At 29.6% G+C, this 12,538-nt stretch carries 12 protein-coding genes; all 12 read left to right on the top strand.

Translation table 11 applies throughout. From position 1 onward, the window contains the following. Positions 1-33 precede the first annotated feature (33 nt). The gene (locus tag EII29_RS08835; RefSeq protein WP_125237164.1) at positions 34-1,908 is read left to right on the top strand and encodes a toxin-antitoxin system YwqK family antitoxin; all 1,875 of its coding nucleotides are present in this window, start codon (positions 34-36) and stop codon (positions 1,906-1,908) included. Beyond that, complete coding sequence (locus EII29_RS12140) at positions 1,886-2,023, top strand: hypothetical protein (RefSeq protein WP_158612505.1); 138 nt, start codon at positions 1,886-1,888, stop codon at positions 2,021-2,023. The genes EII29_RS08835 and EII29_RS12140 overlap by 23 nt, the downstream gene beginning before the upstream one ends. Further along, the gene (locus tag EII29_RS12145) at positions 2,020-2,190 is read left to right on the top strand and encodes a hypothetical protein (RefSeq protein WP_158612506.1); all 171 of its coding nucleotides are present in this window, start codon (positions 2,020-2,022) and stop codon (positions 2,188-2,190) included. The genes EII29_RS12140 and EII29_RS12145 overlap by 4 nt, the downstream gene beginning before the upstream one ends. Positions 2,191-3,030: 840 nt before the next feature. Next, the gene (locus EII29_RS08840; RefSeq protein ID WP_125237165.1) at positions 3,031-3,759 is read left to right on the top strand and encodes an HAD family phosphatase; all 729 of its coding nucleotides are present in this window, start codon (positions 3,031-3,033) and stop codon (positions 3,757-3,759) included. A gap of 24 nt (positions 3,760-3,783) precedes the next feature. Further along, the gene (locus EII29_RS08845) at positions 3,784-4,746 is read left to right on the top strand and encodes an NAD(P)-dependent oxidoreductase (RefSeq protein WP_199726067.1); all 963 of its coding nucleotides are present in this window, start codon (positions 3,784-3,786) and stop codon (positions 4,744-4,746) included. 26 nt (positions 4,747-4,772) lie between these two features. Continuing rightward, entirely contained in the window at positions 4,773-5,417 is a 645-nt protein-coding gene (locus EII29_RS08850; RefSeq protein WP_125237167.1) for an HIRAN domain-containing protein, read from the top strand. A gap of 194 nt (positions 5,418-5,611) precedes the next feature. After that, positions 5,612-6,382 carry a formate/nitrite transporter family protein gene (locus EII29_RS08855; protein WP_125237168.1) on the top strand — a complete coding sequence of 257 codons (771 nt, stop codon included), beginning with the start codon at positions 5,612-5,614 and terminating at the stop codon, positions 6,380-6,382. 590 nt (positions 6,383-6,972) lie between these two features. After that, entirely contained in the window at positions 6,973-7,461 is a 489-nt protein-coding gene (gene rimP, locus EII29_RS08860) for a ribosome maturation factor RimP (RefSeq protein WP_125237202.1), read from the top strand. Beyond that, positions 7,461-8,600 carry a transcription termination factor NusA gene (gene nusA / locus EII29_RS08865; RefSeq protein ID WP_125237169.1) on the top strand — a complete coding sequence of 380 codons (1,140 nt, stop codon included), beginning with the start codon at positions 7,461-7,463 and terminating at the stop codon, positions 8,598-8,600. Before rimP ends, nusA begins: the two co-directional genes overlap by 1 nt. A gap of 36 nt (positions 8,601-8,636) precedes the next feature. Next, positions 8,637-9,191 (top strand): DUF448 domain-containing protein, encoded by a 555-nt coding sequence (locus tag EII29_RS08870; protein WP_125237170.1) that lies wholly within the window; start codon positions 8,637-8,639, stop codon positions 9,189-9,191. Further along, positions 9,163-12,132, top strand: coding sequence for a translation initiation factor IF-2 (gene infB / locus EII29_RS08875; protein ID WP_125237171.1), 2,970 nt, complete (start codon positions 9,163-9,165; stop codon positions 12,130-12,132). Before EII29_RS08870 ends, infB begins: the two co-directional genes overlap by 29 nt. A gap of 43 nt (positions 12,133-12,175) precedes the next feature. Next, a complete protein-coding gene (gene rbfA, locus EII29_RS08880; protein ID WP_125237172.1) occupies positions 12,176-12,538 on the top strand; it encodes a 30S ribosome-binding factor RbfA in 363 nt (120 codons plus the stop codon).

Genomic DNA, 12,538 nt, shown 5'->3' on the forward strand with positions numbered 1-12,538 from the left:
ACAGTATCGGCAACATTCTAAAAGGAGATAGATATGAAAAAAATAATAATGTTTTTAACCTTGTTACTGTTTGTATTAAGCTGTAACGATTCAGGTCTGAATAATGGAGACATAAATAAAGGAAAAGCTCATGGAGTTGAAGTGGAAGACTTACAGGTAATAGACGGAAAGCTTTATAAGTACGGAGAAGAAAAACCTTACAGCGGAAAAGTAATAACAAGAGATGAAAGAGGGAAAATAGCAGTAATAGAAACCTCAAAAGAAGGCTTAATAGAAGGAGAAGTAAAAACTTACTATGAAACTGGAAAATTAAAAGAAGAATACGGTGTAAAAGATGATAAAATAGAAGGGAAATATAAATGGTACGGAAAAGACCGAAGTATAGAAATAGAAGCAATATACAAAAATAATGAAAGAGAAACGGAAAAAGCGGTATCAACAAAAGATAAAAAACCTTATACGGGGACATATACCGAAACATATGAAAGCGGAAATATAAGTCAGGTAATAAAATTTGTCGAAGGAAAAAGAGAGGGCGAAACAATATATTATTATGAAAATGGGAAGATAAAGGAAAGAATACCGTATACACAGGGTTTAAAAGAAGGCAATTACTTTTATTACAACACATCGGGCGAAGTAATAGGTAAGGGAGTCTTTGTAAATGACAGAAGAGAAGGACAATGGCTCGTATATGATGAAGAAGAAAATACTCTTATAGAAAAAATATATTCAAACGGACTTGAAGAAGGTCCTTATAAAGTATATTATGAGGATGGAAAAATGAGAGCCGAAGGGACATATAAGTCAGGAAAGCTTGAGGGAATATATAAGGCATATTATGCTAACGGCAATATAGAAACGGAAGTAAATTATGTAAACGGAAAAAGAGAGGGATCCTATATAATAAATTATGAAAACGGTAAAGTAAGAGAAAAAGGAAACTATAAAGATGATAAACTTGTAGGAGATATATCGGTAGTGTATGATACGGGAGCAAAGATAGCAGATTTACATTATACACAGGATGGAAAGAAGACGGGGAAATGGATATATTTATATCCCGGTGGAAAAGTAGAACAGGAATTTACTTATGAAAATGACAAGCCGGTAGGGAGATATAGAAAGTATTATGAAAGTGGAAAAGTAAGTGAGGAAGGTCAATATAAGAACGGACTTCTTGAAGGAGAAGTAAAATTGTATTATGAAAATGGACATGTATCTTCCAAAGTAAGATTTATAAGAAATTCCAAAGAAGGAGAAGCGGTATCTTATTATGAGAATGGAAAAGAGAAAGAGAAGGGGACATTCAAACATAATAAATACGAAGGAAAAGTAACGGTATATTATGATAATGGAGAAACGGCCGTAGAACAGACATATAAGAACGGAAAGATAGACGGCAGTTATAAGGAGTATTATAAGGGTAATAAACCTAAGGTGACAGCAACGTATGTGAATGGAAAAGAAGAAGGGGAGTATACGGTATATTATGAAAACGGACAGAAACAGATAATATCAAAATTTAAGGACGGTCTTGCAGAGGGAGAATGGTTATATTATTATCAGAATGGTAAGGAAAGTAAGAAGATGAACTTTGTTAAGGGCTTGAAAGAGGGGAAACAGACAGAATATTATGAGAACGGTAATAAGAAGCTTGAGTCGGAATTTAAGAATGACATGGAAAGCGGGATATGGACTGTATATTTTGATAATGGGAAAATATCTACGACATTTTCATATTTGGAAGGACAGTTAAACGGTCCTGTAGTAATAAATGATGATAGAGGAATAAAGATAGTTGAGGGCTATTATAAGGGAGGCAAAGAAGACGGCAAGTGGATATTTTATGATGAAGGCGGCAAGGTGAAGAAAGAGGAGAATTATGTTTTGGGAAAGAAACAGTAGTTTAATTAATGTGGAAAATTTTGCTCTAACATTAAATCTTATTAATATGATTACTGGAGGAGTCCCTGTAACTGCAGCGTCGGGAGAAAATTTTAAAGTAGTTAATTTAGAATGATAGCAGGAGGGATTATTTTCAATTTTATAAATAAAGTAACAAGAAATGATACATTATTTAATACATTGCCTGCGCCAATACCGTCATCTTCTCCAACTCCAATACTGAGAAAATATACATTTAATAAAAAGTCTTATCATAGGGAAAAAGAATCTGCATCAAAATGAAAAGTAAAAGGACTTAATTATAGTGACGGATTAAATTTAGAGCTGGGTCTGAAATATAAATTTTTTAAATTTAATGTAACAATTACTTATGAATTGGGCAAGTCAAAAAATGACGTATTTAAAGTAGGATTTGAAGCAGAGTTCTGATAAACTGTTAATAATCTTAATCAATTTTATACAGACACTTTAATCACGGAAACGTATAAAAAGAAAAAGTGTCTTTTTAATTTTTTAGAAGTTTAATGAGTCAAAGTTATTCAAGTAATTTCATAAAAAATCAAACTGCATTTTAAGGTTTTATTAATAAAAAATAATATTTTGATAACGTAATATTGTGAAAAAAATAAAAACAGGTAAAACTAAAGTTTAAAAAGAGTGCATAAAAAAAGGAATCATTATTTTTCAAAATAAGATATAGATACAAAATTTTTTTAATTTTAAACTTATATATTTTTTATTTTTTACTTCAATTTTAAAATTAATTTATGTAATTGCAAGTTTTAAAAAATAAATCATTATATTTAGAATTTTTTACTAAAATAATAAAAACCGTTGAAAGAATTATTTTTAAAAATATATTCATAAAATATTTATAATAAGTATATAAAAGTATATTATATAATAAAAAAACTTGAAAATAAAATAGTAATATATTCTAATATAAAAAAAAATTTGGTATAAATATAGTTTTGGATTTATAGATAAAAAATATTATGAAATTACAATCCTTGCTTCAATATTTTTTATATTGTAAAATTAAATATCAAAAAGAAATTTAAATTGACATTGTTTTTCTCATGATTATATTATATAATGTTATAATAAAGATGAGGTGATTTAATGGTAAAAAACATAGCAGCTTTTTTTGATATAGACGGAACAATTTATAGAGATTCTCTACTAATAGAACATTTTAAAATGCTTGTAAAATATGAATATATAAATATGATGTCATGGGAAGGAAAAGTAAAGGAAAAATTTTCAAAATGGGAAACGAGAACCGGAAATTATGATGACTATCTCGAAGAACTCGTGGAAACGTATGTAGAAGCATTGAAAAATTTTAGTAAGGAAGATATGGATTTTATTGCCAAAAGAGTAATTGAGCTAAAAGGAGATAAAGTATATAAATACACAAGAGAAAGACTTCTTTATCATATCAAAAAAGGACACAAAGTAATTATAATTTCAGGAAGTCCTGACTTTCTTGTAGGAAAAATGGCTGAAAAGTATGGAGTTAAAGATTACAGAGGGTCAAAATATATAGTTAATGATAAAGGAATATTCACAGGTGAAGTGATACCTATGTGGGATGCCAAAAGTAAGAAGAAAGCAATATCTCAATTTTGTACTGAGTATGATATTGATTTGAGTAAGTCTTACGCTTATGGAGACACTACAGGAGATCTGACAATGTTTAAGCAGGCGGGAAATGCTATTGCTATAAATCCTGCGAAAAAATTGTTGATGAAGCTGAAAAAAGATAAGGAATTAAGAGAAAAAGTAAAAATAATAGTTGAAAGAAAAGATGTAATATATAAAGTGACTCCTAATGTAGATATACTTTAAAATTATATAAAAATGTGAGGTTTTATTATGAGTGAAAAAATGAAAATAGTATTTCTTGACAGAAAAACTGCGGGTCCTATAGAATTGAAAGAAAAATTTTCAAAATATGGAGAGTACATAGAATATGAAGATACAGATGAAAATCTTCTGGAAGAAAGAATAAAAGATGTTGAAGTGATAATAACGAATAGGATAAGATTAAGAAAAGGAAATTTTGAAAAAGCTCCGAAGCTAAAACTTATTTTGGTAACTGCTACGGGTTATAACCATATAGATATAAAAGCTGCAAATGAAATCGGAATAATTGTGGCGAATGTTTCCGATTATTCCACAGACTCGGTTACCCAGCTTACATTTACGTTTTTACTGAATGAGTTTACACCTGTATCTTATTATAATGATGAAGTGAAAAAAAATAACTGGGGAAATTATAAGATTCCTGAATATCAACTTTATCCTGTAAATGATGTTGATGGGAAAGTGATGGGAATAGTAGGTTATGGAAACATAGGGAAAAAAGTTGAAGAGATAGCAAAAATATTTGGTATGAAAACTATGATTGCAAAAATTCCCGGAAGAAAATATGAAATTGAAAGTAATCGTTATGAACTGGATGAAGTACTTGAAAAATGTGATGTTTTGTCATTACATGCTCCATTGACTGATTTGACAAGAGGACTTATAAATCTTGAAAGAATGAAAAAAATGAAGAAAAGTTCGATTATTATTAATTTAGCAAGGGGCCCTATCATAAATGAAGAAGATCTGTATTATGCCCTTAAAAATAAAATAATAAAATCGGCAGCTATTGATGTTATGAGCATAGAACCTCCAAAGGAAAATTCAAAACTTTTTGAACTGGATAATATTCTCATAACACCTCATATCGGCTGGAAATCTGAAAAAAGTATGAATAAATTAATTGATATTGTTGAAAATAATCTGAAACTGTTTCTGGAAAACAGACTTTCAGGAATACAAGAATGAAAATACTTAAAATAAGAGGTGATTAAATGCTGTCAAATACTTTTAACGGTATAAAACTTGAATTTGAAGGATTATATTATGGTGGAAATTATGATATAGAAATTTTTTCTGATGGAAGATTTTATTATTCATATATCGAAAATGATTCTATAGAAATAAAAAAAGGTTCATTTCAGATAACACAGAAAGAAGTAATGATTTTTGAAGAAATGATGGATTATTTTGAGTTTCTTAAAAATCAGAGAAATTATATGATAAATGAATACAGATTTGGTAATGGAATACTTGTAATACAAAAGAAAAACGGGCGTGAAGAAAAAATAAGATTGGGAAAAGAAATGATGTTTGAATATGCTAAAATACTCATAGATAAATATGTTTCAAAATCAAAGAGAGTTTTTTTGCTGGATACATATTTAGCAGAAACGAAATATATAAGAAATTTCAGCCTGAAAATAAAAGATGCGGGTATATTAGATTTATTTCGGGAATTTAACGGAGCTTCTTTAAATGCTGTTGCAGTTTTTAACATGGACAAGGAAAAAGTCGGATACATTCCTAAAGAACAAAATGAAGTTATAGCAAGATTAATAGATGCAGGTAAAAAATTAGTAGCTATACCTATTCCTTTTGATGGTGATGTAGCATTGAAAATATATATGATAGATTAGTAAAATTAAAAAAATAAATTATTTAATAAAACAGTTTTAAAATTAAAAGAAAATATATGAAAGTTGATTAATTATTCTTAAATACGGATAAATAAGATTTGAAGAGTATATTTTTATTCTATAATATCGACTGTGATATATTTCACTATGATTTTAGAACTGTTTATATAAATTAAAAAAGGAGATAAAGAAAAGTGTATAATGAAACAATTGAACTGATATCAGGTGCAGCAGAAAAGAAAGTAAAATTTCTTAATAAAAGTAAAATGAAATATTTTATTGCGGCTTTTTTAGCGGGAATGTATATAGGATTAGCGATTATACTTATTTACACAATAGGAGGACTGACAAGTGATTTTCCTTATTATAAAGTGTTAATGGGAGTAAGTTTCGGAATAGCTTTGAGTCTTGTAATGCTTGTAGGTGCAGAGCTCTTTACAGGAAATAATATGGTAGGGGTAGGAGCAGTTTTAAACAAAAGGATAAAAATAAAGGATGTTCTTTTATTATGGACGGTTTCTTATTTTGGAAATCTTGCAGGTTCAATAATGACGGCAGTAATATATGTGTTGTCTCATGCAGGGAATAAAGAAGTGACAGAATTTATGGTAAAATCTGCTGCTGCTAAAATTTCAGGTACTCCTGTCGAATTATTTTTTAGAGGATTATTATGTAATCTTCTTGTATGTTTAGCAGTACTTTCAGCAATTAAATTGAAAGAGGAAACTGCAAAACTCATAATGATATTTTGGTGTCTTTTTGCCTTTATAACATCAGGATATGAGCACAGTATAGCAAATATGACACTCCTAATGATAGGTATACTTGTAAGCGGAGCAGCAAAAATAACTATAGCAGGATATGTGTATAACCTTTTATTTGTTACTCTAGGTAATATAGCAGGAGGGGGACTTTTAGGTGTAGGATACTATTTATTAGGGAGAAATGATAAAAATGAGATATAATTAAAATTATGGAAGAAAATTTAAAAATATAAATTTTAATAAATGAGGAGGAAAATATTGAGAAATAAATAAGGGTATTGAAGAGTATAAAAAAATTGAAGATAGAGCGAAAAATTCCTATACATTACTAAATGAAAATAAAAATATAGAAATGGTTAAAAAAGCTGTTTTCCCTGAAGAGAATATTCCAAAATTTATTATGAACCGGCTGAATTAGAAAATGAATCGAGAATTAAAGATTTTCATGAATTTATAAATATAAAATATGAAAAAGTACATAAATTCATAGAAAAGTATGTAATTTAAAAAAAGTTGCAAAATACTTTGAAATGTGATATTATATTTACAAGAACAAAATACTAAGACAGAAAGAGTGGGATATTCCCACTCTTTAGTTTTGAATCAACTCTTTTTATGAGGAAAAACAGATCAAAATTTTGTATTTATATAGTTGAAACTTGATAGAGGTAACAAATTCTCATTGAAAGAAAGTTGAATTTAAAATAATTTATATCGAAAATTTTATTAAGCTTTAAATAATTAATAACATGGCAATGAATACTAACAGGAAGATAATAGAGGTGATAGTTGTGGAACAGATTTTAAGCAAATTTGAAAATGAAATTCAGGAACATTTGGACAGTATGGAGTTGGAGCTTGCAGATCTGGAATATATTCAGGAAGGGGGATACAATTATTTAAGAATATATGTTGAAAAAAAGAATGGTTCGACAAGTCTTGATGATTGTATTGAATTTAGTGAAAAAATAGACGGACTGGCAGATAATCTGATAAATGATAAATTTTTTCTGGAAGTATCTACGCCGGGAATTGAAAGAAAACTCAAAAAAGAAAGAGATTTTATAAGATTTTCAGGTGAAAAAATAAAAGTATATTCAAAAAGTCAGATTGAGGGAAAAAAGACTTTTGAAGGAAAACTTGAAAAATTTGAGGAAGGTATAATTTTTTTAACTGATATAAATATAGCAAAAACAGTGGAAATACCATTATCAAAATTGAAAAAAGCAAACTTAATATACGAATTACCGAATGACATATTAGAAAAAGAGGAGGAGTAATGAAATCAAAAGATCAAAGAATCTTTTTAGAAGCACTTGATGAACTGGAAAAAGAAAAGGGAATAGTTAAAGAAGAGTTGCTGGAAGCAGTTGAAACAGCTCTTTTAGCAGCATATAAAAAAAATTACGGAGAAAAGGATAATGCTGAAATTTCTATAAATCGTGAAACAGGAGAAGTTAAAGTATTTTCCAGAAGAAAAATAGTCGAAAAGGTTGAAAAACCTGAAGAGGAAATAAGCCTTGAAGATGCTCTGTCTATAAAAAAACGCTCAAAAATAGGTGACACAGTAGATTTTGAAATAAATGCAGAAAGTTTTAAAAGAAATGCTATTCAGAATGCTAAACAGATTGTTGTTCAGAAAGTTAGAGAATGTGAAAAGAAAAATATTTTTAACAGGTTCAAACAGATTGAAAAATCAATTGTATCGGCAATAGTAAGAAAAACTGATGAAAAAGGAAATTTATACATTGACATAAAAGGTTTGGAGGCGATTATACCTGAAAAAGAGCTGTCACCGGTTGATAAATTTATTCAAGGAGAAAGGCTGAAGTTATACGTAGGAAATGTAGAAGAGGCAACGAAATATACAAAATGTTTTCTTTCAAGAAAAGTGGAAGAACTCATGAAGGGACTTTTAAATATAGAAATACCCGAAATAGAGGACGGTACTATAGAAATAAAACAGGTTGCAAGAGAAGCAGGAAGCAGAACAAAAGTGGCTGTTCATTCTGAAGATCCGAACCTTGATGTAAAAGGAGCGTGTATCGGTAAAAACGGTATGAGAATACAAAGTATTATTAATGAGCTTAAAGGTGAAAAAGTAGATATAGTCCTTTGGAATGAAGATATAAGACACTTCGTAAAAAATGCTTTGAATCCTGCTGAAGTAATTTCGGTTGAAATAATAGAACAGGACGGAGAACAGATAGCGAGAGTAGAAGTTGAAGAAGACCAACTTTCTCTTGCAATAGGTAAAAAAGGACAAAATTCCAGATTGGCTGCTAAACTGTGCGGAATAAAAATTGACATTCATATAGTGCAGGCTGAGGAAGCAGAAGGAGTTGTCGATGAAATTGAGGAAAATATGGAAACTCTGGAAATGGAAGAGATAGAGAAAGCTTCAGAAACAGAAGAATAATTTAATTATTTAAGAAAATCGGAAAGTGGAAAATATATGCCGGAAAGAATGTGTGTATGTTGTCGTAACAAAGGAGAAAAAAAAGATTTTTTCAGAATAAGCCTTGTTGACAATAAGTATATTTTTGATGAAAATATGAAAGTACAAAATAGAGGAGCTTACATATGTAAAAATCCTCAATGTATTGATAAGTTATCAAAACATAAAAAGTATAATATTGAAATAGCGGAATTGTTGAAAATGTTAAAAAAAATTCAAAAAACCGGGAAAAATATAATTGACATTTTACGACCGATGAAAAATTCCGAATATTTCATATTTGGAATTGATGAAAATATTGACGGAATTAAAAAAAATAAAATAAAGCTTTTAATAATGCCTGTAGATATTAATAAAAAATATATTGACGAATTTATAAAATTAAAAGAAAAATTCAATGTGAAAATCATTGAAATTGAAAGGAAAACTGATTTGAGAGATATTTTTCTGAAAGATGTAAATGTAATAGGAGTTTTTGATAAAAAAGTTGTAAACGGGATATTAAATAAAGTGGAGGTGACAAATGAAAGTAAGGGTACACGAATTGGCTAAAGAGCTGGGTTATGAAAAAAGCGGAAGTTTCATTGAAAAAATAAGTGAAATAGGAATTAAAGACAAAAAACCGATAAGCGGTTTAACCGATGAAGAAGTAAAACTGATAAAAGAAAAGCTTTCAAATAACAAAAGCAATAAAAAAAGTGAAGGAAAAGAAATAAAGATTTCGGAGCAAAGGGAACATGTTATAAAAGAAAAACTGGTTTTTAATACAAAAAACAGTCAAATGAAAAAACCTGAAGCTAAGCAGGAGAATATAAAAGAAATGCCAAAAAGTAAAGAGAACGAAAATACACTGACCGGAAAAGAAGGAAACCCTTTTAGAGTTGAAAATAGGGAAAAATCTCGTGATAATAGAGAAGAAAGGTTCAATAAGGATACTCGTCATGTAAATATAAGAGAAAATAGGGAAAATAAAGAAAATAATGTTTCTGAAAAAGATAACTCAAGAAACGGTTTCAACAGAAATGAAAAAAGACATCATAATTCGTATAATGATAGAAGAAATGACAATAATAGCAGATATAATAATGAAAATAGAAATAACGAAAGCAGAAACCGTGAAAGATTTGACAGAAATTCAGGAAAAAATTTTGATCGAAATGATAATAAAAATTATCAAGGAAGAGACGGAAGACAACAGTATCAACCGAAAGATGAAAACAAAGAGCGTCAAGGACAGGGAGATAACAGATTCAATAGAAACAATAGAGACGGTCAGGGACAGAATAACAGAAATTTTGATAAGTCAGATAAGGGAAATTATCAAAATAAAGGAAATTTCCAAAATCAAAGTAAAGATAATCAAGGAAATAAAGACAACAAAAGATTCGACAGAGATAAAAAAGATTTTAAAAGAAGAGACGGAAGAACTTCTTTTGATAACAAAGGTAAAGAAGATTTTAAAAATGACAAAGGATTTGGAAATAAAAATAAAAAAGAAATTTCAAAAAATGAAGCCTCAGGAGCTGCTTCTCCTATAGCTGAAAAGCCTAAGGGAAACATAAAAGGGAAAGCAAAATTTGACAAGAAGAAATACGAAAAGGAAAAGAAGCAGAAAGAAGAAGAAAAGAAATTAAGAGAATTAAGATCTGATTTCAGGAAAGACGATAAAAAGAAAAAAGGCAGAAAAAAACAGGAAAAAATTATGAAAGATGAGATAATAAGGATAGAAGGCGAAAGTATAGGAATGATAACAATAAGAGAAGAGATTGTTATTAAAGATCTTGCGGAAAAATTAGGGATAAATGTTTCGGATATTATAAAGAAATTTTTTATGCAAGGAAAAATTTTGACTGCAAATGCTATTCTATCCTTTGAAGAAGCTGAAGAAATAGCACTCGATTACGATGTTATTGTGGAAAAAGAAGAAGTACAGGAAATAAGTTATGGAGAAAAATATAATCTTGAAATAGAAGATAAAGAACAGGATCTTATAACAAGAGCTCCCGTTATTACTATTATGGGACATGTTGATCACGGTAAAACTTCACTTTTGGATGCTTTAAGACATACTAATGTAATTGAAGGTGAAGCGGGAGGTATAACTCAGAGAATAGGAGCTTATCAGGTAAATTGGAAAGGTCAGAAAATAACGTTTATAGATACTCCGGGTCACGAAGCGTTTACTGAAATGAGAGCGAGAGGTGCCAATATAACGGATATTTCAATATTGATAGTAGCTGCCGATGACGGGGTAAAACCTCAGACAGTAGAAGCCATTTCTCATGCTAAAGAAGCAGGAGTCCCTATTATTGTAGCAATAAATAAAATAGATAAACCGGGTGCAGATCCAATGAAAGTCAGAACAGAGCTTACAGAGTACGGATTGATGTCACTTGATTGGGGAGGAAATACTGAATTTGTGGAAATTTCCGCAAAACAGAAAATAAATTTGGAAGAACTTCTGGAAACAATACTTATTACTTCGGAACTTCTTGAATTGAAAGCAAATCCTAAGAAAAGAGCCAAAGCTGTAGTTGTAGAATCAAGACTTGATCCTAAAATGGGAGCAGTTGCAGATATATTGATACAGGAAGGTGAACTTAAAATTGGAGATATATTTGTAGCAGGAGAAGCTCATGGAAGAGTCAGATCAATGGTTGATGACAGAGGTAATAAAATTGAAAAGGCATTTTTATCACAACCTGTTGAAATAACAGGATTCAGTGATGTACCTAATGCAGGTGATATACTATATGGAGTAAATAATGATAAACAGGCTAAGAAAATAGTTGAAGATTTTGTAAAAGAAAAGAAAGTAAATGATCAGAATAAGAAAAAACATATTTCATTGGAAAGTCTGTCACAGGAGTTGGAAGAGCAACAGCTTAAAGAATTGAAATGCATTATAAGAGCTGATTCAAAAGGTTCTGTAGAAGCGTTGAAAGAATCATTACAAAAACTGTCAAATGATAAGGTAATGATAAATATTATTCAGGCGAGTGCCGGAGCTGTAACTGAAGGTGATGTAAAACTGGCTGAAGCTTCTAATGCGATAATTGTTGCATTTAATGTAAGACCTACTACTCCTGCAAGAAATGAAGCGGAAAAGTCCGGAGTGGAAATAAGAAACTATAATGTAATTTATCATGTGACAGAAGAAATTGAAAAAGCGATGACGGGAATGCTCGATCCTGAATATAAGGAAGTTTATTTCGGAAGAATAGAAGTTAAACAAGTGTTCAAAATTTCCAATGTAGGAAATATTGCCGGAGCTATAGTTGTTGACGGAAAAGTAAGCAGAACTTCGAAAATAAGAATTATAAGAGACGGAATAATTATTTTTGATGGAGAGCTTGAATCACTGAAAAGATTTAAAGATGACGCAAAAGAAGTTGTTATGGGACAAGAATGCGGAATAGGAATTAAGGATTTCAATGATATAAAAGAAGGAGATATAATAGAATCTTATATTTTGGAAGAAATAACAAGATAATCTGGTCATTTTTAACGATAAAGTTAAATAATGAGGTGAAAAAATGAATGATAGAAGAAAAAAAGGTCTTGAAAAGGAAATATCAAGGATAGTGGGAATGAGTCTTTTAACAGAAGTAAAAAATGAAAAAATAAAAAATTTACTTTCTGTGCATAAAGTTGAATTAACAAAGGATGGAAGATATCTTGATTTGACGTTTTCAATTTTAGACTTGAAAAATAGTATAAACAAAGAAAAAATAATGGAAGATTTGGAAAAATTGAAAGGTTTTTTCAGAAAAATCATAGGTTCGCAACTGTCAATAAGATTTGTTCCTGAAGTGAGAGTACATCTTGATGACAGTGTAGAGCACGGAATTAAAATATCTTCAATACTGAATGAAATAAAACAGAAGGACAGTGAATAA

The organism is Leptotrichia sp. OH3620_COT-345 (genome assembly GCF_003932895.1).
Classification (GTDB): Bacteria; Fusobacteriota; Fusobacteriia; order Fusobacteriales; family Leptotrichiaceae; genus Pseudoleptotrichia.

Coding starts and splice junctions, on each gene's coding strand:
- EII29_RS08835 (WP_125237164.1), top strand. CDS start 34: ATGAAAAAAATAATAATGTTTTTAACCTTGTTACTGTTTGTATTAAGC.
- EII29_RS12140 (WP_158612505.1), top strand. CDS start 1,886: ATGTTTTGGGAAAGAAACAGTAGTTTAATTAATGTGGAAAATTTTGCT.
- EII29_RS12145 (WP_158612506.1), top strand. CDS start 2,020: ATGATAGCAGGAGGGATTATTTTCAATTTTATAAATAAAGTAACAAGA.
- EII29_RS08840 (WP_125237165.1), top strand. CDS start 3,031: ATGGTAAAAAACATAGCAGCTTTTTTTGATATAGACGGAACAATTTAT.
- EII29_RS08850 (WP_125237167.1), top strand. CDS start 4,773: ATGCTGTCAAATACTTTTAACGGTATAAAACTTGAATTTGAAGGATTA.
- nusA (WP_125237169.1), top strand. CDS start 7,461: ATGAAATCAAAAGATCAAAGAATCTTTTTAGAAGCACTTGATGAACTG.
- EII29_RS08870 (WP_125237170.1), top strand. CDS start 8,637: ATGCCGGAAAGAATGTGTGTATGTTGTCGTAACAAAGGAGAAAAAAAA.
- infB (WP_125237171.1), top strand. CDS start 9,163: ATGAAAGTAAGGGTACACGAATTGGCTAAAGAGCTGGGTTATGAAAAA.
- rbfA (WP_125237172.1), top strand. CDS start 12,176: ATGAATGATAGAAGAAAAAAAGGTCTTGAAAAGGAAATATCAAGGATA.